The sequence below is a fragment of the Nocardia cyriacigeorgica genome (assembly GCF_005863245.1).
Classification (GTDB): Bacteria; Actinomycetota; Actinomycetes; order Mycobacteriales; family Mycobacteriaceae; genus Nocardia; species Nocardia cyriacigeorgica_C.
The window spans coordinates 605,199-627,240 of sequence record NZ_VBUT01000003.1 but is presented as its reverse complement, the minus strand read 5'-3'; the positions used below and the strand labels follow the sequence as shown (position 1 = coordinate 627,240).

Below are 22,042 nucleotides of genomic sequence, written 5' to 3'. Positions count from 1 at the left end.
TGTCCCATGAAGGTCGCAGTGACCGGCGCAGCCGGGTACCTTGGCACGAACTTGCTCCCCCTGCTCGCCGATCGCGGACACGAGATCACGGCGATCGACCGGGTCGTGCCGCAACAGCCCGGCCCAGCGGGCGTCACCTGGGTCTCCGCCGACGTCCTCGACCCCGCATCCATGCGGTCGGCCCTGGCGGGCGCCGAGATCGTCTACCACCTCGTCGCGGTGATCACCCTCGCCGAGAAGAACGACCTGGCCTGGCGGGTGAACACCGAGGGTGTGCGCGTGGTGGCCGAGGCCGCCCTGGCCACCGGGGTGCGCCGGATGGTGCACGCCAGCTCCATCCACGCCTTCGACCAGTACACCTGCGGCGGCAGCATCGACGAGACCTCGGTCCGCTCGACCGATCCGTCACTGCCGGTCTACGACCGTTCCAAGTGGCAGGGCGAGATCGAGTTGCGCGCCGTCATCGACCAGGGACTGGACGCGGTGCTGTGCAATCCGACCGGCGTGTACGGCCCGCGCGATCTGAGCACCCCGCTGTCGCGGATCAACCGCACCCTGCGCGACGCCGCACTCGGCCGGGTGCCCGCGATGATCGGCGGCGGATTCGACCTGGTCGATGTCCGCGATGTGGCCGAAGGCCTGATCCTGGCCGGCGAAAAGGGCCGCACCGGTGAGAATTACCTGCTCGGCGGCGAAATGACCTCGATGCTCGACGTCTGCCGCACCGCGGCCACGATCAACGGCAAGAAGGGCCCGCGCTTCGTCATCTCGCCCAAGGTGATCACCGGGCTGATGCCGGTGCTCGAGCCGATCGGCAAGCGGTTCGGCACCGATATCGTGTCCAAGGCCGCCATCGGGGCCCTGGTATCGGCCCCAATGGTCGACCACGGCAAGGCAACTCGCGAACTCGGCTACCAGCCGCGGCCGCTACAGGAGACAGTGCGCGACCTGGTGGCGTTCTTCGCCGATCCGGCCGCCACCACGCCGTCGCAATCGCGCCGGATTGCTTGACAGCGGTTAGAACGCATGTTCGACTAGCGGGGTGCGGTGGCAAAGCCAGACCCTGGACGCCGACGACGGCGCGCTGCCCGGCCTGGACCGGGCAGGCTTCGTCCGAACTGTACAGACCCCCGAATTCGACGGCATCACCTTCCACGAAGTGCTCTGTAAGAGCGCGCTGAACAAGATGCCCGAGGAGTCGGGCCTGCCGTTCCGGTGGACGATCAACCCGATGCGCGGGTGTTCGCACGCCTGCCGGTACTGCTTCGCCCGCGGCACCCACGAATACCTGGACCTGGACGCCGGATCCGATTTCGACAACCAGATCGTCGTCAAGACCAATATCGCCGCGGTGCTGCGGCGCGAACTCGCGCGCCGCAGCTGGCATCGCGAAACCGTCGCCCTGGGCACCAATACCGATCCCTATCAACGCGCCGAGGGCCGATACCGGCTGATGCCCGGCATCATCCGGGCCCTCACCGACTCCGGTACCCCCTTCTCCATCCTCACCAAGGGCACGCTCCTGCGCCGCGACCTGCCGCTGCTCACCCTGGCCGCGCAGCAGGTCCCGGTGCATATCGGGGTATCGCTGGCGATGCTCGATCCGGAACTGCATCGCAGCGTCGAGCCGGGCACTCCGTCGCCCAAGGCCCGGCTGGAGCTGGTGCGCGCACTCGCCGACGCCGGCTTCGAGGTGGACGTGATGGTGGCGCCGGTGATCCCCTACCTCACCGACAGCAGTGCTCATCTCGATGAGCTGTTCGCCGCCATCGCCGAGGCGGGCGCACGCAGTGTCATCGCCTTCCCCATGCATCTGCGCGGCAGCACCCGCGGCTGGTTCCTCGGCTGGCTGGCCGAGACCCATCCGGCGCTGCTGCGCCGCTACCGACAGCTCTACGGCCGCGGCGCCTACGTCACGCCCGAGTATTCGCGCTGGCTGCGTGGCCGCATCGACCCGCTGCTGGAGCGGCACCGGCTCACCCGGGAGACCCGTGAGCCCGATGAGACGGTCGAACCGGCTCCGGTGACCGCCGATCCGCAATTGGCCCTGTTCGCCTGACCGGTCCGCTCCGCCACGCTGACGTGCGGCGACGCGCCCAGGATCGCCCGCTTTCCCGGCAGCCCACCCGCCGAGCGGAGTAGGTTGGCCAGGGGCAGCTCTCTTCGACAGGAAGTGAAGCAGGCACATGGTCGACCACCACGACATCGCGAGCCGGGCAGCCGTTCCCGGCTCGACACTGCGGGCCGCCACCCCGGTGGATCGGGTGGTGATCCGCTTCGCGGGCGATTCCGGCGACGGCATGCAGCTGACCGGCGATCGCTTCACCCATGAGGCGGCCGCCTTCGGCAACGACCTCGCCACCCAGCCCAGCTTTCCCGCCGAGATCCGCGCACCCCAGGGCACGCTGCCCGGGGTGTCGTCGTTCCAGATCCAGATCGCCGACCACGACATCCTGACCGCGGGCGATCAGCCCGACGTGCTGGTGGCGATGAATCCGGCCGCTTTGAAGGCCAATCTCGGCGACTTGCCGCGCGGTGGCACCGTCATCCTCGATACCGACGAATTCACCGCCCGCAACCTGGCCCGCGTCGGCTACACCAGCGATCCGCGCACCGACGGCACCCTGGCCGATGTGGTGGTGCATCCGGTGCCGATGAGTTCGCTGACGCTGGCCGCCACCGAATCCGCCGACGTCGGTAAGAAGGCCGCCCAGCGGGCGAAGAATATGTTCGCGCTCGGTCTGCTGTCGTGGATGTACGGGCGCGAGCTCGGCGGCACCGAACGATTCATGCGGGAGAAGTTCGCCGACTCCCCCGCCATCGCCGAGGCCAACATCCTGGCCTTCCACGCCGGCTGGAATTACGGCGAGACCACCGAGAGTTTCGCGACCACCTACACCGTCGCGCGCGCGGCCCTGCCGCCGGGTACCTATCGCCAGATCACCGGCAACACCGCGCTGGCCTACGGGTTGATCACCGCGGGGCAGCTGGCGGGTCTGCCGGTTTTCCTCGGCTCGTATCCCATCACCCCGGCCTCCGACATCCTGCACGAATTGAGCAGGCACAAGGACTTCGACGTCACCACCTTCCAGGCCGAGGACGAGATCGCGGGCATCGGCGCGGCATTGGGCGCCGCACTCGGCGGGGCGCTCGGTGTCACCAGCACTTCGGGGCCCGGGCTGGCGCTGAAGAGCGAGACGATCGGCCTGGCCGTGATGACCGAGCTGCCACTGGTGATCATCGATGTCCAGCGCGGCGGCCCGTCCACCGGGCTGCCGACCAAGACCGAGCAGGCCGATCTGCTCCAGGCCCTGTACGGGCGCAACGGTGAATCACCGGTCGCGGTGCTGGCACCGCGCTCGCCGGCGGATTGCTTCGACACCGCGGTCGAGGCGGCCAGGATCGCGCTGACCTATCGCACGCCGGTGCTGCTGCTGTCGGATGGCGCGATCGCGAATGGTTCGGAGCCGTGGGCGATTCCGCGGGTGGACGAGCTGGCGCCGATCGACCCCGGCTTCGAAACCGAGGCGCCCGGAGACGGCCCCTTCCAGCCCTACGCCCGCGATCCGGAGACGCTGGCCCGCCCGCTCGCAGTGCCCGGTACAGCCGGGCTGGCCCACCGCATCGGCGGTCTGGAGAAGTCCGATGGCAGCGGCGAGATCTCCTACGATCCGGCCAACCACGAACTCATGGTGCGGTTGCGCCAGGCCAAAATCGACGCGATCGGCGTCCCGGACGCCGTGGTCGACGACCCGGATGGACGCGCGGAACTGCTGCTGGTGGGCTGGGGCAGCTCCTTCGGCCCGATCGGCGAGGCCTGCCGGCGCGCGCGCCGACGCGGCGTCCCGGTGGCCCATGTGCATCTGCGCCACCTCAACCCGCTCCCGCCGAACCTGGGTGAGCTGCTGCGCGGCTACCGCACCGTGGTCGCCCCAGAAATGAACAGCGGGCAGCTCGCGACGCTGCTGCGGTCCCGCTACCTGGTGAATGTCCGGCCGTGGACCAAGATCGCGGGCACCGCCTTCTCCGCTCAGGAACTCGTCGGCGTCATCGACGCCGCGCTCGACGGATCACTCGACGACATGGAACAGGACAAGGCCTTCGCCGCCAGGGCGCGGGCCACCTATCGCAGCCCCGGGGGCCGCTCATGACCATCATCGACCTCACCGGTGCCGGCGCCTTTCTGGGTATGCCGGACGCGTCGGGCACGGCGGCGGTGCCGCGCTCCGACAGCCCGCACAAGGCCAAGGATTTCGCCTCCGACCAGGAAGTGCGCTGGTGTCCCGGATGCGGCGACTACGTCATCCTGGCGACCGTGCGTGGCTTCCTCGCCGAACTCGGGGTGCGCAAGGAGAACCTGATGTTCGTCTCCGGGATCGGCTGTTCGAGCCGTTTCCCGTACTACCTCGACGCCTACGGCATCCATTCGATCCACGGCCGAGCGCCCGCCCTGGCCACCGGTCTCGCGGTGACCAGGCCGGATCTGTCAGTGTGGGTGGTGACCGGTGACGGCGACGCACTCTCGATCGGCGGCAACCATCTGATCCACGCGCTGCGCCGCAACGTCAACCTGACGATCCTGCTGTTCAACAACCGCATCTACGGCCTGACCAAGGGTCAGTACTCCCCTACCTCCGAGCCGGGCAAGGTCACCAAGTCGACGCCGATGGGTTCGGTGGATCATCCGTTCAACACGCTGTCGGTGGCGCTGGGCGCCGAAGCCACCTTCGCCGCACGCGCGCTGGATTCCGATCGCGCCGGGCTCACCGAGGTGCTGCGCGCGGCGACCGCGCACCGGGGTGCCTCGTTCGTGGAGATTCTGCAGGATTGCCCGATCTTCAATGACGGGTCCTTCGATGTGCTGCGCCGCGGCGACAGCGAGTCCCGGCTGATACCGCTGCGGCACGGGCAGCCGATCGTGTTCGGCGCTGACGGCGAATACGCGGTGGTGCGTGACGGTTTCGGTCTCGCGGTGGCGCGCACCGCGGATGTCGCCGAGGGCGAGATCATCGTGCACGATGCGCACGCCGACGCACCCGAATACGCCTACGCCCTGTCACGGCTGTCGGATCAAGGGCTCGAGCATGTCGTCACCGGCGTCTTCCGCGATGTCGTCCGCCCCACCTACGACGACGCGGTGCGCGCCCAGACCGCGGCGGCAAAGCAGGGCCGGCGCGCCGAGCTGCAAGAGCTGCTGACCGGTACCGAAACCTGGACGGTCGGCTGACACGTCACTCAGGCCGGTTTGGCGAATCCCAGGTCGATCACCGCGCTGCGCTCGGCCTCGAGTTCGGCGACCGAGGCGTCGATCCGGGCGCGGGAGAAATCGTCGATCTCCAGATCCGGCACGATGGTGTATCCGCCGCCAGCGCAGGTCACCGGGAACGAGCTGATCAGCCCCTCGGGCACGCCGTAGGAGCCGTCGGACGGCACCGCCATCGACACCCAGTCACCCGCGCTGCCGAGCGCCCAATCGCGGATGTGGTCGATCGCGGCGCTTGCGGCGCTGGCGGCCGAGGAGGCGCCGCGGGCCTGGATGATCGCGGTGCCGCGCTGTTGCACGGTGGGCAGGAAGTCATTGCGCACCCAGTCGGCGTCCACCACCTCGAGCGCCGGGCGGCCGGCGACGGTGGCGTGGGTGAGGTCCGGGTACTGGGTCGCCGAGTGGTTGCCCCAGATCGCGACCCGCTCGATCTCGGCGGCCGCAGCGCCGGTCTTCTTGGCCAGCTGGGCGATGGCCCGGTTGTGATCGAGCCTGGTCATCGCGGTGAACCGCTCGGCAGGCACATCGGGGGCGTTGGACATGGCGATATAGGCGTTGGTGTTGGCCGGGTTGCCCACCACCAGCACCTTGACGTCGTCGGCCGCGCTGGCGTTGATCGCGGCGCCCTGATCGGTGAAGATCGGCCCGTTGGCGGCCAGCAGGTCCGAGCGCTCCATCCCCGCGGTGCGCGGCCGCGCGCCGACCAGCAGCGCGATATTCGCGCCGTCGAATCCCTCCCACGGATCGTCACTGATATCGACCGACTCGAGCAGCGGGAACGCGCCGTCCTCGAGTTCCATCGCGACACCTTCCAGCGAAGCCACCGCGGCCGGAATCTCGAGCAGGCGCAGCCGGATCGGGGTGCCGGGGCCGAGCATGGCGCCGGAGGCGATCCGGAAGAGCAATCCGTAGGCGATCTGGCCGGCCCCGCCGGTCACGGCGACGGTCACGGGCGCGGGTCGGGCGGCAGCACTCACAGCGACTCCTCAGCGGTCGGCCGGATGATCTGGCGTTTTCCACCCTAGCCAGCCGCACAGCCGGAATCGGCCGACCGTGAGGTATCAGACACCTCAGCTCAGTTCGGCCACTTCACTATCGGTCAGCACCACCGGGGAGACGTAGTCCTTGGCGCGGGCGAGGGCGACCGCACGATAGAGCGGACGCTCCCCCAACCCGGCATCGCGCGCCTCGGCCCGCAGCTGGTGCACCAGCATGTCCGAGACCGCCACCGCGGTCGCCAGATGGCTGGCGGCCAGCGCGTCGGCCAGTTTGCGCAGGCCGAGCAGATGCAGTTCGCGACCGCTGCCCGCGTCGGTGTACATGGCCAGCGGGATGATCTGGGTGTCCGGCCCGGCCGTAACCCGCAGCACGATCCGGCTCAACCGGCCCGGATACACCAGGATCTCCACCCCGGTCGCCTCGGCGAGCGGGATCCGGCGCTCACCGAAGAGCCTGCGCGCGTGAATCGTGGTCCCGCGCAACCACATCCGCCGACGCCGCAGCGCCAGCGCGTAACCGACGGTCGGCGCGCCGACCACGAGCCCGATGAGGACCGCGATCGGCCAGCTCAGCCATACCGCCGCCAGCAGCGCGGCGCCGATGCCGACGCCGATGGCGGCCAGGGCCAGGCGCCGCAGCATCGGCGCGTACACCTCGGGAGCGACCAGGTCGAGCCCGATCGGCGGATCGGATTCGCCCGGTGCGGGAGTTGGTTCGGTCACGGTCGCGCAGTCGTCCTCACGGCGGGAAATGTCGCGGGCACCGTACTACTCCGCGCGATGCAGCGCGGCGGTAACAGCGCCGACCACCTCGCCGAGCGGGATCTGCCGCTGGTCGCCGGTGGCCATGTTCTTCAGGCCGATGGTGTGTTCGGCCAGATCGCGGTCGCCGAGCACCAGGGTGAACTTCGCACCGGAGCGATCGGCGGCCTTCATCGCGCCCTTCACCCCGCGTCCGCCGTAGGCCAGGTCGACCCGCACCCCGGCGGCGCGCAGCTGTGCGGCCAGCACCACCATCCGCTGGGTGGCGGCCTCGCCCAGCGGCACGCCGAAGACCTCGCAGCGCGCCGGATCGCCCGCCGACTTGCCCTCGGCGGCCAGCGCGAGCACGGTGCGGTCGACGCCGAGACCGAAACCGATCCCCGACAGCGCCTGCCCGCCCAGCTGCGCCATCAGGCCGTCGTAGCGGCCGCCGCCGCCGATCCCGGACTGCGCGCCGAGACCGTCGTGGACGAACTCGAAGGTGGTCTTGGTGTAGTAGTCGAGCCCGCGCACCATCCGCGGGTTCACCACATACGGCACCCCCAGCGCGTCGAGGTGGCCGAGCACCTGCTCGAAGTGCGTTTTCGCCGATTCCGACAGGTGATCGATCATCAGCGGCGCGTTGGCCGTCATCTCGCGCACCTGCGGGCGCTTGTCGTCGAGCACGCGCAGCGGGTTGAGCTGGGCGCGGCGGCGGGTCTCCTCGTCCAGCGGCAGCCCGAGCAGGAACTCCTGCAGCAGCTCGCGGTACTGCGGACGGCAGGTCTCATCGCCGAGTGAGGTGACCTCGAGGCGGAAGCCGTCGAGGCCGAGGCCGCGGAAACCGGCGTCGGCCACGGCGATGACCTCGGCGTCCAGGGCGGGATCATCGACGCCGATGGCCTCGATGCCCACCTGCTGCAGCTGACGGTAGCGCCCGGCCTGCGGACGCTCGTAGCGGAAGAACGGGCCGGAATAGCACAGCTTGACCGGCAGCTGTGCGCGGTCGAGTCCGTGTTCGATGACCGCGCGCATCACTCCGGCGGTGCCCTCCGGGCGCAGCGTGACGCTGCGGTCGCTGCGGTCGGAGAAGGTGAACATCTCCTTGCTCACCACATCGGTGGACTCGCCGACACCGCGGGCGAACAACTCGGTGTCCTCGAAGACCGGCAGCTCGATATGCCCGTACCCGGCGAGTCGGGCGGCGCGGATCAGGCCGTCGCGCACCGCGACGAACTCGGCCGAGCCGGGGGGCACGTAGTCCGGTACCCCCTTCGGGGCGGAGAAGCTGCTGGTCTTGGTCACGATGGTCCAGTTTCCCTCACTACCGGGCCTCGAGTCCAACCGGTTTGTCCGCGCGGGTCGCGGCGGGTGCCGGGCGGTCTCAGGAAGAGATGGCACACTCTTAGCCGAACATGACACTTTCGTAGTGAGAGAACAGCGCACGGCCGGGCCCCCGGGTCCGGCCGCCGCACGGGAGGAACGTGGTAGTGCCGAGCAACGAACAGCGTCGAGCGGCAGCGAAACGCAAGCTGGAGCGCCAGCTGGCCAACCGGGCCGCGCGGGCGCGCAAGCGCAAGCAACTCACCATCGCCATGTCGGCCCTCGGCGTCGTCGTCGCGGTCGCGGCGGTGACCGGCGTGTACTTCCTGACCCGCGGTGAGGACAACGACAACACCGCGGCCGAGACCCCGGACGCCTCGCTGTCGAGCACCCCGATCGCCGCGCCTCCGCCGCCGGCCCAGGCCAAGCCCGCCACCGTCAGCTGCGCCTACCCCGACAGCCCCAAGCCCGCCGACAAGCCCGCGCAGAAACCGCGCACCGAGGGCATCCAGACCACCGGCGACAACGCGACGCTGAGCATCAGCATGGAGACCAGCCAGGGCCCGATCGGCCTGACGCTCAACAACGCCGAATCGCCGTGCACGGTGAACAGTTTCGCCAGCCTCGCCGGTCAGGGCTTCTTCGACGGCACCAACTGCCACCGGCTCACCCAGGGTCCCGGCCTCGAGGTCCTGCAGTGCGGCGATCCCACCGGCACCGGTATGGGCGGACCTGGCTACCAGTTCGACAACGAGTACCCCACCGATCAGTTCGCCCCCGATGACCCTGCCCTGCAGGAGCCCATCGCCTACAAGCGCGGCGTCATCGCCATGGCCAATGCCGGCCCCGGCACCAACGGCAGCCAGTTCTTCCTGGTCTACGGCGATTCCCAGCTGCCGCCGAACTACACCATCTTCGGCACCGTCGACGAGACCGGCCTGGCCACCCTGGACAAGATCGCCCAGGCCGGCCAGGACGAGTCCAACGGCCCCGGCGACGGCAAGCCGAACCTGCCGGTGACGCTGAATTCGGTCCGCATCGACTGAATTCCCGACCGTCGGATCGGGCCCGGAACGGCACTGCGTTCCGGGCCCGAGCTGTAGGCGGCGGACCGGCTCCGCCGTCATCATCCGGCTCCGCCGACCTCGCACCGAAGATCATCCGGCGAGTTCGGTTCCATGCCGGAAATGTGCGATATATGCTGATGAGCGGTCCGCTCGTACGACTGGGCCAGGTGTTCTCGGGTAATCTCGTAATACGGAGTGCGCGTAGCGAAGTCGGCTGCGCGGCTCCCGGTGTTCGCGCAGGCGGGCCAGGACCGCCGAGCGGCCACCGTGTCGCATGGCGGTTGTATCGATGACGTAAGAAGTCGATGACATATGAAGCGGCGTTCATGACGAAGCACCACAATCATCCATAGGGATCACCGCAGCATCGGGAGCAGCCATGTCCGAGGAACTGGACGATATCGGCCGGGAAACCGCGGCCATGATGAAGACCATGTTGCAGATCGCGACCCTGGTCGCGCTGAAAACCCGGGAACGTGGTCAGAAGGAAGCCGAGGCCAGAGCCAAGCTCACCGAGGCCAAGATCAAGGAAGCCCGCGAAGCGCAGATCCGTGAGGCCCGCGAATCCAAGTCCAAGGATCCGCGCAATATCGAACTGGCCCAGATGATTTCCCGGCCCGCGCCGGAGAAGACGCTCGGCCAGGAGAAAGTGATGGGGCTGGCGCAGCAGGCCACCGCGACCGTCGAGCGCGAGAGCATGCCCTACCGGGGCGTATCACTGCACAAGGATCGCCCCTCGGTCCCCGCACCCACCGGCGGGTCCGTCGCCGCGGCCGCGGCCAAGGCCGCCATCCGATACGACTCGCCGGAACGTCGCGCCGCGCTGGCCGCCCATCTGGCCAAGATCGGTATCGCACCCGAGATCGCCGCGGTGCGCATGTTCATGGAGATCGGCCAGGCCAAGCCACCCATCGAGGCCATCCGCACCCGCCCGGAACCCGGTCTGGAAATCCTCACCGGCAAAGACCAGGAGCGCACCCGCGGACTCGAACGCACGCGCTGACCACACGATTCACCCGGCGCCCGTCGAATTCGGCGGGCGCCGCGTCGTGTTCGCCACGGCGTCGGGTGCCGACGGCTCAGGTGGTGCGGCTGTACTCTTCCGGGTTGCTGAACAAGCCCTCCGGATACGTGGCGACCGGCAGCCTGGTGAGCATCTCCTTGTGCCCGTGCCGCACACTGCAGTACTTGAACGGGCCCTTCGGGTCGAATAGCACCGCCATGTGCTTATCGGCATGGTTGAGCAACCAGATGCTCATCCCGGTGGTCGGATCCTGCCGGTAGAACTCGAACGCCCGCCACACCGCTTCCAGCCGCGCCACCGCCTCCTTGTGCCGCCACCATTCCGGGCACCACACGGTGTCGTTGATGTCGGTGACCTGCCGCTGATACAGCCCGGTCAGGTAGTTGTGCACGAACTCCCCGACATCGTGGTATTCGGTTTCCGGCTGCTCATTGCTGGTCAAGTGGACGAACCTCCTCGATCTGGCCGGAGCCGGCAGCCGGTTCCGGTGACGGTACTGCCTTGGTCAGCGACGGCGCCGGGATCAGATCGGTGATCACGGTCTTGCGCTGCGGATCGTGCTGCTCGATCGACTGCTGCACCGCCGCCGCGTAATCGCCTTCCCACCACGGGACGGTCCGCACCAGCACCGGCGGCGCACCGGAGGGGAAGACGATGACCCGCCCTCGTGGCAGGGTCGCCAGCGCCTGCACGGTGAAGGTCTTCGACGAACCGAGCGAGCGCGAATAGCTCTTGCTGCCCTTGGATTCCGACACCGACGCCGAAATCGACGAATGCTCGCCGATCGCCTCCGAACGCTCGCGCAGGAAGTTCGTATCGTCGACGCCGCTGCCGAGCACCTTGATATTGGCCGCCGACCACAGCGCGTTCATGCCGGCTTCACCCCAGCAGCGCACGCCCTGCGCCCACGATTGCAGCACCGTCATCACCACGATGCCGCGCGAGCCGAAATGGCTGTACTGCTTGGGCAGATCCTTCCAGCGCACCACGTTGGCCGCCTCGTCGAGCACCGCGAGCAGCGGAATCGGCAAGCGCCCGCCCGCCGACCGCGCGGCCTTGCGCATCGCGATATCGATCACGGCCTCGGTCAACGCGCTGACCAGCGGTGACGCCGACCCACGACCCTCGAGCGAGAGGCTGTAGAGGGTGCCGTTGCGCTCGATGAAATCCAATTCGTCGAACTGCTGCCGGTTTCCGCCGGGGGTGACCCAGGGGTGCACGTTGGTGAGTTTGAGGCAGCGCACCATCTTCTTGGCGGTACCGAAGATGCCGCTGCGGGTGCGGTCGTCGGTGTTGTACTGCGAGGCCAGGCCCGATGCGGTGAAGTCGTGTCCCGAATCGCGCAGCAGCTGGATCGGCTCGATATTGCCCGGATTGGTGACCCACTCCCATACCTGGGTGATCGGTTTGCCGCCGACCGCCGCGGCGAGAAACAGCCCGGCCAGCAGATCCTCGGCTTCCGGGTCGAAGAAGGCGTCGGTCTTGGCGTCGGAACCGTCGTCGCCGTCGGCGAAATGGCCCGCCAGCCGGGCGGCGCGCATTTCACAGCCTTCATGCCGGGCATCGACCCAGGCCAACGGGTCCCAGTACCAGCTGGCCTCCTCACCCGCCACGCCCTGCGGGTCGAAGACGAAAGTGGGCGAGCCCTTGGCCGCGCGGACGTCGCGGGTGGCGTCGACCACGTCGCGCTTGTTCGACGTGGCCAGCACCGGGCCGATGGCGGTGAGGATGGCCGGGATGACGCGGGAGGTCGACTTGCCCTGACGCGGGCCCCAAATATCGAGGTGCAGATCCTCATACGAGCCGTACAGCATCACCCCGTCGGCGACACCGATACCGATCGGCACACCGGGGGCGTCGTCGTAGCCGAGGCGCACGCCGAGCTGCTTGGCCTTCTCCCGCACACCGGCCTCGGTGAGCGAGGCGATGGCGCTGCCGTTGCCCATCACATCGGCCTTCTCGTCGACACTGAGCCTGCCCTTGTTGCGGCGCGCCTGCAGCCGGCGCCGGATGACGACCACCGCAATGCCCGTGGCGATAACCAGCAGCAGGATGACCGTCGCCCCGCGCGGCCAATGCAGTTTGCCGCGGATCAGTCCGGCCACGATCTCGATCGGGTTCACCGGGATGTCCTGGCGGGTGACCGCGAGCATATTGCCCAGGTGCAGTGCAATCCACAGGGTGGCGAGGACGGCGCCCACCACGTAGATCAGGATGAGGGTGCCGTCGGGTCCGACAACTGCCGGATCCTTCACCGGTTTCTTTTTCGCCATACCTGCCTCCTGAGTGATCCCGTGTGGAAAGCGTTGTCACCGATAGCCGTCGAGCCGCCAGCCGTCCGGGGTGCGGACCACGGTGGCGATGACGGTGGCGGGCGGCAGCGGTTCCTCGCGTCCGTCGGGGTAGACGACGGTCTGTTCGATGCCGATCTTGAATTGCTGCACGTTCGGATCCGCACCGGCCGGCGCCTTCTCTCCGGACGCGAAGGTGAAGGCGTCGATCCTGGCGCCCGCGTCCGCCCATTCGGCCCAGCGCAGGGCCGGTTTGGGGGTTTCGGAGCTCGTGGCCTCCACAACGCGCATCAGGCTGGGACCGAGCCACTTCCGTGCCCGCACCAGTGACGCACCCTGATCCTCGCTGACCGGATTCCAGGTGTAGATCTCACGCAGGGCCGCGACCGCCACGCCCTCGGGGGTCACGGGGTCCGGTGCCGGAACAGCTTCGAGCTGACGGGTGGTCGAGGTGGCGGGTCCGCTGCCCGGACCTGCCAGGCCCTCGTCCTCGCGACCGCAGGCCGCGCTCATCATCGCGATGCCCGTCACCAGCACCACCACCAGTTTCGCCTGCGCCGATACCCTGCTCTTCCAGGCTAACTGTCCGCACCGCCGGTTCGGCGCTGCCGCACGCGTGTTCACAGCACTCTCCTCGCTCGTGCGTCACCGGGTACCGGCGCCTCGGCCACCCCACCGGGGGAATCGGCGGTCGCGACCGGCGCGGAGCGGATCATCTGTCCGTCACCGGCATAGACGCCGACCTGCGCGGGCCCGCGCGGTCCGAAGTCGCTGAATACCAGGTCGCCGGGCTCGATCGAGCTCAACGGCACCTCCACTCCGGCTTCCCACTGTTGTTCGGCGGTGCGCGGCAGCGTGATCGAACCCGAGGACGCCGCGAAGACCGCCGCCGCGGTCAGACCCGGACCGTCCAGGCCGCCGCCGGTGGGCCCCTGCGGGCCGCCGCCGCCCCACACGTACGGGGTGCCGAGCCACTCGTGGGCGGCCTGCACGACCTGGCTGCCCTCGGTCCCCTCCCCCGGCACGAAGCGTCCGAGTGATCCCGGCGCGCGGTACTGCGGCTCCATTGCCAGGATGTTCGCCACGTACGGGTGGGTCTCGGAATAGTGCGCGGCAACCTGATTCGGCATGCCGCCGGAAGCGAGCACGGCGCCCTCACCGGCGTTGTAGGCGGCCAGCGTCAGGGAGATCAGATCGCCCTGCACCCGGCCCTCGGACATCCAGCCGGAGATCTTGTGCGCGATGGCGCACATATAGCGGCCCTGACCGACGATGGCGTCGCCGTCGTCCCACACACTGGCGACCCCGTTGCCGTCGGCGTCGATCACATACGGTTGGCCGTCATCGGGATTGATGCTCGCGGCCGTCCCCGGCAGGAACTGCGCCAGACCCTGCGCGCCTGCGGGTGAGGTCGCGCCTCGCCGGAAACCGGATTCCTGCCTGCCCTGTGCCGCCAGCAGCGACGGCGTGATCTCCGGGCAGATCGAACCGGCGCGCCGGTACCAGATCTCGAGTTCGGGCGGAACCTTGCCGTCGGCCAGCGCGCCACCGGCGCTGCCGAAGCCGCGCACGCAGCGTGGGTCGTCGGAAAACGCCCGCGCACCACCGACATCGGGGGTCGGTGCGCCCTCGAGCCACGGCATCGGATCGATCTGACGCCCACCGGTGAACCGCCCGCCCGGCACCACCTCGAAATGCAGGTGTGGACCGCTGGATTCGCCGGCCGAGCCGACGTAGCCGATGTGCTGTCCGGCGCGCACGGTCTCCCCCACTCGCACCAGCACGCCGCTGTCCCACATATGCCCGTACACCGCCGAGTACGCGCGGCCATTGGTGTCGACCGAGTCGACGACGATCCAGTTGCCGAATCCGGAGGCCGGTCCGGCCGCGACCACCCGGCCGTCGCCGACCGAGAAGATGGGGGTGCCGTCGGCGGCCGCCATGTCCACACCCTTGTGGCCGCCGCCGCGGGAGCCGAAGACGTCGGAGATGCTGTAGGTCCCGGTGGCCAACGGCAATGTCCGGCGCAGCGAGCCGACACCGGCGGCCAGCGATGGAGTCGCGGTCACGGCCGGATTCGGCTGTGCCGCAGAGGTACCCGCACCCGGTGTGGCGGACGCGGCACCGGCCGCCCGCGGATCGCCGGGCGCGTATCCACCCAGCGGCGGCAACATCGTCTGGGTGGGTCCGAGAACCTCTCCACCTTCGCACGGGTCGTCCACCGAGGGCAGCACGATCACCACCACCAGCATCATCAGGCCGAGCGCGGCTCCGACGACGAGCGCCAGCACCGAGCGCACGTTCATGACACCCTCGCAGGGTTCACGTGCGGCGCCGGGCTTCGTTGAGGGTGTCGGCCAGCGCCCGGTTCATCTCCGCCGCGGCCGCCAACTGCTGCTGCAACAGGGCGACCTTACGCCGCAGGGCCACCGCGTCCATGCGTTCCAGGCTCGGGCCTTCCGCGGCCCGCACCCAGTTGCGCACCGAATTGGTGTGCACGCCGATCTGTTCGGCGACCACCCGGCACGCCTCGGACTCGCTGCGCAGTTTGCCGGTGAGCGCGATGACCTGCTCGACGGCGGCATCGCGCACCTCCGGCGACACTTTGCGATAAGACCGGTGCGGCATCATGCTGCGCTCCCACCCGCCGAATCCGAACCACCCGGATCGGGACCACCCGCGGGTCCGGGTACCCGATTGAACTCGTCGAAACGCTGGTTGGTGTCGTGGATTCCGCTTTCCTTCTCCGACAACGTGAACTCCATGTGGAACGGAATCCCGGGCCGGCGATCCTCACCGATCTTCAGCAGGAACTTGCCGGTACCCGGCGGAGACGGCCGCACCTGACCGGGCTTGAGCGCCTCACCGGTCAGCGCCTGCGGCGCCGACCATCCGGTGACCATCTCCTCCTCGGCCGCGGTGAACGGAATCGTGCTGTCGAGGCGTTTGATCTCCTCGGCGGGCAGGGCGCCGAAGATCTTGGCGCGGGCCCGTTCCAGGAAACCGAGCGCCTTGGCGATGGCCGCTTCCGAACCCAGCGACTGCAAATCCTTGATGGTGTGGCTGATCATGATCAGCGCGGTGGCGATACCGCGCTGCAGACGGGTCAGCTCGTCGACGCGGTCGACCATGAAGTCGCCGAGACCGAGCACCTGCCACAGCTCGTCCATCACCACCTGGAAGTAGCGCTGCGGCGCCATCCCCGCATCGGTGAGCGTGTGCGCGGCCTCGACCGCGGCGAAACCGTCGGCCCAGCAGGCCAGCATGACCGCGGCCTTGAGCTTCTTGTCGCCCTGCGGAATATGCGAGACGTCGATGCAGACGGCGACCGAGTCGGTGTCGATGGGCACCGAGGTCTGCCCGTTGAACACCGCACCGAAGGGGCCCTGGGTGAGCGCGCGCAGCGACCGGCGCAGATTCTTGATCGCCACCTGGTACTCGGCCTCGTTGTCCGCGCCGGCGTCGAGCATCAATTCCTCGCCGCCGGCGACGATCACCTCGAGCAGGTTGTCCATGATGGGCGGCTTGTCCGGGGTGAATCCACTGCCCGGGCGGTAGAGGATGCGCAGGGCGGTGGAGATGAGCGTCTCCTCGAAATCGCGCACCCGCGCACCACGCACCAACTCGACCAGACCGGCGATGAGCGTCACCTGACGGGCCCGCAGATCCTGCAGCACCTGCAATTGCAGTGCGGGCAGATGATCGAGCTGCGGCACCACCTGACCGAGCACACCGGCGGCCAGCGGGTTGAGTTTGCCGTGGCCGTAACCGAGATCGATCACCTGGCCGCCGACCATCTCCACCATCTTGCGATAGTCGGGTTTGACGTCGGCCAGGATCAGCGGCGTGATGCCCTGGGCGATCCCGCCGAGCACGATCCGGCGCACCAGCGACGACTTGCCGAAACCGTTGAGGCCGAGCACGAACAGGCTGGGCGCGGTGATGAAACTGCCGCGCATGAACCAGTTCATCGGGTCGAAGCACACCGGAGCCCCGGTGTGCAGATGCGAGCCGAGCGGCGTACCGATCAGCGGCGCGCCGGCACCCACCGACCACGGCCACAGACCCGCGACCTGAGCCGTGGTGGCGCGGTACTCGACGGGACGGCCCACCACGTTCATCCGGCCGCCGCCGGGGCCCGCATAGCCGCGGTCGGTGAGCTGGGCGGTCTGCCGGTCGAAACCGTCTTCGTAGACCTGCTCGGCGCGGGCCGCGTAGTTGCGGCGGCGGATGTCGTCGGTTCGGATACGGAAGGTGGCCCAGGCCGCGCGCAGCCCGGACTGCTCGCGGCTGATCATCTCCAGCCTGGCGCGGGTGTCGTCGTCGAGCAGCGGCGGCCCGGACTGCTGCCGCTTGTCCGCCTTGGCCTTCGCCCGCTGCACGGCCCGGTCCTGCTTCGGGCTGCGCATCGCGCGGTCGGCGGTCTTGTCGAACTTCACCGGCCGTGCGCGCGTGGCATCGCCGCGCTTGGGGCGGGCGCGTCCGCCGCGGCCGGGCTGTGCGCCGGCGGCGGCCTGATCGGTGCCGGGTGCCTCGGTACGCGAGCGTTCGCCGTCGGGGCGTGGCGCAGCCGAGCGCGGACGTCGTCCGCCCGTGCCGCGCCGCTCCCGGGCGGGTTCCTCCCGTGTGGTTTCGCGCCGACGCTCGGGGCGGGCCCATTCGTCGTGATCGGCCTCGGTCCGCCGGGACCGGCGGAGGTCCTCGCGCTCCCGTACGGGTGGCTCGTGCTCGCGTGCCATCAATCGCTCACCCCGCAAGTGCTTTCGGAATCGTCGCGTGTTCGGGCAGGATCACTCCGCAGCCGAGTGAGGCCGCGAAGGCCGCCGCCTGGTAGCGGTAGCAGCGCCGGATCTTCAACCGCGCCTGGGTGGACAGGTCGCGGGTGATCGCCTCGATCCGCGGCAGATCGCCGCGCAGGGGCTCGGTGATGGTCACCAGCGCCCCGAAGCGGGTCACGCCGTGTCCACGCGCCTGCTCCTCGCGGGCCTGCTGGGTGGCGCCGACCCGCAGGGTCGCCGACGCGGAGACGACTCCGCGTTCGCTCTGCTGGGCCACCAGCGCGTTCTTGAAGTCGTCATCGACGATCTCGGCGGCGTCGGCGGCTGAATGCGGACGGTACACGATGGCGATACGCTTACGCGGCACTTCGGGATTCGGGGCCAGCAGACGCTGCAACACCCGTTCGTCGACCGCGCCTTCGGGGGCCGCGTCCATCTCCCAGGTGACCGAACGGCCACCGTCGTGCACGAAGTGATCCCATTTCTCGTCGTGCGAGACCGGGCCGGCGTCGGCCCAGTCCAGGCCGTGGCCTTCGGGTTCGCCCGCGGCGACCTCGAGGTCGGCCTGCGAGGCGGGATCGTAGCTGCGCCGGATGAACGAGATCACCTCATCGGCCGACATCGGCTGCGCGCGCACGCCCGCTTCGGCCAGGGCTGCGCAGATGCCGGGCAGCCTGCGCCCGATCTCCACCGCTTCCTCGGCCGGGTTCTTGCGGCGCTCGGCGGTGGTGGCCTTGAACGTGATGGCCACCCGCGGCAGCAATTGCACGCGCTCCTGCGGCAATTCGGTGGCCAGTTCGTACATCACCTGCTGGGCCAGCTCCGGCGCTTCCGGCCGCGTGATCGTGGATACCTCGGTGAGCAACCGGTTTCCGGTCTCGGGCACGGTATCGATGACCGGGACGACGGCGACGATATCGCTGGTCTGGCCCACCGAGGCGAGGAAGGTGCCCCAGGCCGAGACCCAGCGGTCGATCACCGGCTGGTCGACCGCCTCATGGCCCTGCGGCCAGGCCCGCAGCACCACGGTGTACTGGGCGAACTGCGGCAGATGGATCATGCCGAAGCTGTAGCCGCCCGCGTCGATGCCCTCGTACAGCTTCGACGGCGCCAGCAGTCCCGGCAGCCGGGTGACCCCGCCGGGGATCCGGGAGAACCGGCCGCCGCGGTACACGTGCTCGCCGCGACTGCGCGAACGCATCCAGTTGAACATCATCAATCCCGTCTCGTAGCCGGAGCGGCCCCCCGTCCGCCACACCAGTGGAACCATGACCGCAACGCCGACGCCACCCACGATCAGCCCCCATTGGAAACCGCCGACCATCGCGGTGATCAGGGCGGTGATCACGACGACGAAACCGAGCACGGTCTCTTCCCAGCGCAGGCCGAAAAGCCCGGCGCTGCGCGGTTTCTGCCACAGGCCGTATGAACGGCGCTCGTAGGTGTCGAGGTTCGTCATCGCGGAATGGTGCTCCTCCCGAGGTCGGGTGAGCGGTTGGCCCAGCGGTCGCCCGCGACATCACCCATGACTTGATCTGCCCGGTTCATCCCGGAGGTCGCGGCCCTGGCCGCGCCGATCCGGCCCGCGGCGCGCGCCGCACCGGACGGTACTCCGGCCGCGCCCGCGGGTGCGCCGGAGGCCCGTGGCGGTTGGCCCGCCGCGCCTCCGCCGCCGCCGCGTGGTGGCGGTGCGGGCCGGGGCGCACCACCGCCGCGTCCGCCGCTACCACCGGGCGGCGGGCTGCCCGCACCGCCGAAGTATCCGGCCGACCCGGGCGCCGCGGCACCCTTCACACCAACGGCCTTGGTGCCTGCGAGGGCGCCGATGCCCGCGGCGGCCAGCAGGGTGCCGCCGGTCGCGGTCAGACCGGAACCGCCGCTGCCGACGATCGCGACCGCCGGGGTCACCAGGCGCATCAGCGCGGGCAGGACGAACGCGACACTGCACAGCAGCACGATCGAGACCAGCATGCGCTGGGCCTGTTCGGCATCCGGCAGCCCGGAGGTGGAGGTCAGCTCGTCGACGTGGCCCGCGGTGGTGAACGCGATCATGTAGACGATCGCGGCGACCGGCTTCCACAGCATGAACGCGATGATCCAGCCCACCAGCTTCTGATAGGACTGCTTACCGGTATTCATGCCCGACGCCGCGGCCGCCAACGGCAGCACACCGGCCGCGATCACCAGCAGACCCTGCCGGACGATCGCGAGCACGATCTGCGCCAACGCGCCGAGCAGGCCGACGATGGCGATGATCAGCACCAAACCTGGTGAGAAGGCTTGCAGCTTACTGGTTTTCACCATCAGTTCGGCCAGGTTCTTGGCATTGCCGTTGGTGGAGTCGGCGATGATCCACTCGGCGAAGCGGTCGGAGGCCACTGTGCCCGCGACGATCACCGCACCCAGCATCCAGGAGCTGAACACCACCCGCGCGAACATCCGGAACGATTCGGCCGCTTCGTTCATCACGGCCCCACGTCTGGCTTCGGCCAATCTCAGGCCCGAGATCATCACCGAGGCGATGAGCAGCAGGATCTGCACCTGATAGGTGTAATCGTTGATCTTGGTGAACAACGCCCCGGAATCACTGACGGCTTCGTTGGGCACCTTCATCCAGAAGGTCAGCGCCAGGATGATCGCCTCGCCGAGGCCCTTCATCAGCGAATCGACGACCTTGCCGAACGTCGAATCCCAGGCCTTGTCCTTCACCGCGGTGGCGGCCTGCCCGGGATGGGAGGCGGCATTGCCCGCCTTACACACCGCCGAGGCCGCGTCACCGAGCGAGACGCCGGGAATGCCGACGTTGTCGAGGGTTTCGTGGATTTCGTTGCATGCCTCGTCGAAGCCGTAGGTCTGGCCGTAGGCCACCGTCGGCGTCGCGATCATCACCGTGAAGATGACCGCGAAGATCGTGACAATACGCCTCACCATGTGAACCCCTCGGTGTTGTGCGGGGAATCGGTCCGGTCCAGCTGTTCGCCTGTCACCCTCGTGAGCTTTCCCTGTGCGGGTGGCCGCCTCGGTATCGCGCAATGCCGTCACCATGCCGTCCACCCCTCGAGCGTTTCGATGTACTCCGCCGGCGGGTTCTCCGAGGTGGTCGGCTTCAGCCGCCAGTCACCCGCGTCCCACACCATGATCATCCGCATCGCCACCCACAACTGTTTGCCGTCCACCACCTGCGCGCGGGTGGCCAGCCGCACGATGGCCATATCGTCGGCGTAATCGTCGACCTTGAACGCATCGGAGGCGACGAAATACCGGGTCACGCTTTCCGGCTGCTGTTCGGGCAGACGATCGGCCTCCAGCGCGCGGTCGTAGGCTGCGATCTGCTGCGCCGACACCCGCACCTGCCGCACATACAGATCCCGGTGCGCCGGACGGGCATTGAGCCGGTAGGTGATCTGCGCCGCGGCCAGCGCCGCGCCCTGCGGGGTGTGCGCATAGCCCACCGCGAGACCGTCTTCGATGCGCGTCGGCCCGTCGGAGGTGGAGAACGGCACCGAGGCCCCGTACACCCGCTGCCAGCCGCGCGGTTGCCTGGTGCCCGCGGGCGCCGCGGTCAGCCAGTCCGGATCCGAGGGCTTCGCCTGCAATTCCGGATTCTGCGGAAGCGGCTGTCCCGCAGGGTTGTTCGGGATATCGACCCTGCGTCCGAAGATATCGACCTCCGGCTCGGCGAAACCCTCCGCCCCCGGCCCGTCGACCACCGAAACGCTGCCCTGGCCCGCGGGCTCGTCATCGCCGCCGACATAGACGAAGACCCCCACGATAACGATGAGCGTGAGCACCGCGGCGGAGGCGACGAGCCCGAAGGAGACGCGGTCACGCGCGTACGGCTCCTTCTTCTCGCTCACTGCGGGGCCTCCAATATCACGATGTCGCTGGGTAATTCGTCGATGGCGTCGACCGCGGGTTCGGTCGAGTCCGGGTCGGGCAGCCGTAACCTCCAGTCGTCGCCGAACCATTCGACGACGGTGTGGTTCACCGCCATCGAACTGTCCGAATACTCGGTATAGACGTCCACGGTGGAGCGTTCATCGGTGTATCCGGTGATCTTGTAGCCGAGCAGGCGCGGCGCGTACTCCGGTGACGCCGGTCCGGTGATGGACAGCAGTAATCGGTTGACGACCCACTCGTCCTTGCCCGGTCCGGGCAGCACCTCCGCGGCGACCACCTTCGGCCACTGGCTGTCGGTGGCCACCGATAGCCGCACCGTATGGGTGATGGCGGCGACCGCGGCGCCGGGCGGCGAATGATCGAAGCCGGTTGCCGCGCCGTCGGATTCGCGCGCGGGACCCTGATCGGTATGTGGCAGGGCCACGCCCTGGAAGGGTTCCCAGCGCACGTTCGACGGCGGGGTGGACAGATCCGGCCCCGCGTTGTCGCTGTTCCCGCAGCCGACCGCGGCCAGCAGCATCGTCGCGGCGACGGCGCCCGCGGCCGGGCCGCGGACGCCACGCCGCCTCGCCTGCCGGCACATGGACGCACATACTGTGGACGGCTCATCCCCGCGTGTGCGGGGACCATCGATCCGGCAAGGCCGGCTTCCTCGAG

19 protein-coding genes are annotated in these 22,042 nt (G+C 69.0%); 6 read left to right on the top strand and 13 right to left on the bottom strand.

Features of this window, described 5'->3' with window-relative positions; translation table 11 throughout:
* The first annotated feature begins 6 nt into the window (after positions 1 to 6).
* From FEK34_RS09475 to FEK34_RS09460, 4 genes are all read left to right on the top strand, one after another.
* Complete coding sequence (locus FEK34_RS09475; protein ID WP_138447424.1) at positions 7 to 1,011, top strand: NAD-dependent epimerase/dehydratase family protein; 1,005 nt, start codon at positions 7 to 9, stop codon at positions 1,009 to 1,011.
* Positions 1,012 to 1,042: 31 nt separating this feature from the next.
* On the top strand, positions 1,043 to 2,059 hold the full coding sequence (locus tag FEK34_RS09470; protein WP_138447423.1) for an Rv2578c family radical SAM protein: 1,017 nt from the start codon (positions 1,043 to 1,045) through the stop codon (positions 2,057 to 2,059).
* Positions 2,060 to 2,186: 127 nt separating this feature from the next.
* Positions 2,187 to 4,151: a 2-oxoacid:acceptor oxidoreductase subunit alpha gene (locus FEK34_RS09465; protein ID WP_171048111.1), complete on the top strand. Its 1,965-nt coding sequence runs from the start codon at positions 2,187 to 2,189 to the stop codon at positions 4,149 to 4,151.
* Entirely contained in the window at positions 4,148 to 5,227 is a 1,080-nt protein-coding gene (locus tag FEK34_RS09460) for a 2-oxoacid:ferredoxin oxidoreductase subunit beta (RefSeq protein WP_138447422.1), read from the top strand. Before FEK34_RS09465 ends, FEK34_RS09460 begins: the two co-directional genes overlap by 4 nt.
* Before the next feature lie 8 nt (positions 5,228 to 5,235).
* Here the strand turns inward: FEK34_RS09460 and FEK34_RS09455 are convergent, their stop codons facing one another.
* From FEK34_RS09455 to hisS, 3 genes are all read right to left on the bottom strand, one after another.
* On the bottom strand, positions 5,236 to 6,240 hold the full coding sequence (locus tag FEK34_RS09455; protein ID WP_138447421.1) for a malate dehydrogenase: 1,005 nt from the start codon (positions 6,238 to 6,240) through the stop codon (positions 5,236 to 5,238).
* A 93-nt stretch (positions 6,241 to 6,333) separates the two neighbouring features.
* Positions 6,334 to 6,984 carry a hypothetical protein gene (locus tag FEK34_RS09450; RefSeq protein ID WP_138447420.1) on the bottom strand — a complete coding sequence of 217 codons (651 nt, stop codon included), beginning with the start codon at positions 6,982 to 6,984 and terminating at the stop codon, positions 6,334 to 6,336.
* 45 nt (positions 6,985 to 7,029) lie between these two features.
* The gene (gene hisS / locus FEK34_RS09445; protein ID WP_138447419.1) at positions 7,030 to 8,307 is read right to left on the bottom strand and encodes a histidine--tRNA ligase; all 1,278 of its coding nucleotides are present in this window, start codon (positions 8,305 to 8,307) and stop codon (positions 7,030 to 7,032) included.
* A gap of 185 nt (positions 8,308 to 8,492) precedes the next feature.
* On the opposite strand from hisS, the gene FEK34_RS09440 reads away from it, so the two are divergent.
* Both FEK34_RS09440 and FEK34_RS09435 read left to right on the top strand, forming a co-directional pair.
* Positions 8,493 to 9,371 carry a peptidylprolyl isomerase gene (locus FEK34_RS09440; protein WP_138447418.1) on the top strand — a complete coding sequence of 293 codons (879 nt, stop codon included), beginning with the start codon at positions 8,493 to 8,495 and terminating at the stop codon, positions 9,369 to 9,371.
* Positions 9,372 to 9,771: 400 nt separating this feature from the next.
* Entirely contained in the window at positions 9,772 to 10,395 is a 624-nt protein-coding gene (locus FEK34_RS09435; RefSeq protein ID WP_138447417.1) for a hypothetical protein, read from the top strand.
* Positions 10,396 to 10,471: 76 nt separating this feature from the next.
* Here FEK34_RS09435 and FEK34_RS09430 read toward each other — a convergent pair whose 3' ends face one another.
* The 10 genes from FEK34_RS09430 to FEK34_RS09385 form a co-directional block, all read right to left on the bottom strand.
* A complete protein-coding gene (locus tag FEK34_RS09430; protein ID WP_138447416.1) occupies positions 10,472 to 10,858 on the bottom strand; it encodes a DUF4913 domain-containing protein in 387 nt (128 codons plus the stop codon).
* Positions 10,845 to 12,689: a type IV secretory system conjugative DNA transfer family protein gene (locus tag FEK34_RS09425; RefSeq protein WP_138447415.1), complete on the bottom strand. Its 1,845-nt coding sequence runs from the start codon at positions 12,687 to 12,689 to the stop codon at positions 10,845 to 10,847. The genes FEK34_RS09430 and FEK34_RS09425 overlap by 14 nt, the downstream gene beginning before the upstream one ends.
* Positions 12,690 to 12,725: 36 nt before the next feature.
* Positions 12,726 to 13,331 carry a hypothetical protein gene (locus FEK34_RS09420; RefSeq protein WP_249358907.1) on the bottom strand — a complete coding sequence of 202 codons (606 nt, stop codon included), beginning with the start codon at positions 13,329 to 13,331 and terminating at the stop codon, positions 12,726 to 12,728.
* A complete protein-coding gene (locus tag FEK34_RS09415) occupies positions 13,328 to 15,013 on the bottom strand; it encodes a M23 family metallopeptidase (protein ID WP_138447414.1) in 1,686 nt (561 codons plus the stop codon). The genes FEK34_RS09420 and FEK34_RS09415 overlap by 4 nt, the downstream gene beginning before the upstream one ends.
* 16 nt (positions 15,014 to 15,029) lie before the next feature.
* Complete coding sequence (locus FEK34_RS09410) at positions 15,030 to 15,338, bottom strand: transposase (protein ID WP_014351781.1); 309 nt, start codon at positions 15,336 to 15,338, stop codon at positions 15,030 to 15,032.
* Positions 15,335 to 17,446 carry a hypothetical protein gene (locus FEK34_RS09405; RefSeq protein ID WP_138447413.1) on the bottom strand — a complete coding sequence of 704 codons (2,112 nt, stop codon included), beginning with the start codon at positions 17,444 to 17,446 and terminating at the stop codon, positions 15,335 to 15,337. Before FEK34_RS09405 ends, FEK34_RS09410 begins: the two co-directional genes overlap by 4 nt.
* Positions 17,447 to 17,453: 7 nt before the next feature.
* Positions 17,454 to 18,944: an SCO6880 family protein gene (locus FEK34_RS09400; protein WP_138447412.1), complete on the bottom strand. Its 1,491-nt coding sequence runs from the start codon at positions 18,942 to 18,944 to the stop codon at positions 17,454 to 17,456.
* Positions 18,941 to 20,416, bottom strand: a complete 1,476-nt coding sequence (locus tag FEK34_RS09395) for a hypothetical protein (protein ID WP_138447411.1) — start codon at positions 20,414 to 20,416, stop codon at positions 18,941 to 18,943. The genes FEK34_RS09400 and FEK34_RS09395 overlap by 4 nt, the downstream gene beginning before the upstream one ends.
* A gap of 107 nt (positions 20,417 to 20,523) precedes the next feature.
* Positions 20,524 to 21,342 (bottom strand): hypothetical protein, encoded by an 819-nt coding sequence (locus tag FEK34_RS09390; protein WP_138447410.1) that lies wholly within the window; start codon positions 21,340 to 21,342, stop codon positions 20,524 to 20,526.
* Positions 21,339 to 21,968: a hypothetical protein gene (locus tag FEK34_RS09385; protein WP_249358906.1), complete on the bottom strand. Its 630-nt coding sequence runs from the start codon at positions 21,966 to 21,968 to the stop codon at positions 21,339 to 21,341. Before FEK34_RS09385 ends, FEK34_RS09390 begins: the two co-directional genes overlap by 4 nt.
* Positions 21,969 to 22,042 lie beyond the last annotated feature (74 nt).

What these genes read in the sequence shown, in the direction of transcription:
- FEK34_RS09405 (WP_138447413.1), bottom strand. Translation starts at nt 17,446, where the DNA reads ATGGCACGCGAGCACGAGCCACCCGTACGGGAGCGCGAGGACCTCCGC.
- FEK34_RS09475 (WP_138447424.1), top strand. Translation starts at nt 7, where the DNA reads ATGAAGGTCGCAGTGACCGGCGCAGCCGGGTACCTTGGCACGAACTTG.
- FEK34_RS09435 (WP_138447417.1), top strand. Translation starts at nt 9,772, where the DNA reads ATGTCCGAGGAACTGGACGATATCGGCCGGGAAACCGCGGCCATGATG.
- FEK34_RS09395 (WP_138447411.1), bottom strand. Translation starts at nt 20,416, where the DNA reads ATGGTGAGGCGTATTGTCACGATCTTCGCGGTCATCTTCACGGTGATG.
- FEK34_RS09400 (WP_138447412.1), bottom strand. Translation starts at nt 18,944, where the DNA reads ATGACGAACCTCGACACCTACGAGCGCCGTTCATACGGCCTGTGGCAG.
- FEK34_RS09465 (WP_171048111.1), top strand. Translation starts at nt 2,187, where the DNA reads ATGGTCGACCACCACGACATCGCGAGCCGGGCAGCCGTTCCCGGCTCG.
- FEK34_RS09410 (WP_014351781.1), bottom strand. Translation starts at nt 15,338, where the DNA reads ATGATGCCGCACCGGTCTTATCGCAAAGTGTCGCCGGAGGTGCGCGAT.
- FEK34_RS09460 (WP_138447422.1), top strand. Translation starts at nt 4,148, where the DNA reads ATGACCATCATCGACCTCACCGGTGCCGGCGCCTTTCTGGGTATGCCG.
- FEK34_RS09385 (WP_249358906.1), bottom strand. Translation starts at nt 21,968, where the DNA reads ATGTGCCGGCAGGCGAGGCGGCGTGGCGTCCGCGGCCCGGCCGCGGGC.
- FEK34_RS09415 (WP_138447414.1), bottom strand. Translation starts at nt 15,013, where the DNA reads ATGAACGTGCGCTCGGTGCTGGCGCTCGTCGTCGGAGCCGCGCTCGGC.
- FEK34_RS09425 (WP_138447415.1), bottom strand. Translation starts at nt 12,689, where the DNA reads ATGGCGAAAAAGAAACCGGTGAAGGATCCGGCAGTTGTCGGACCCGAC.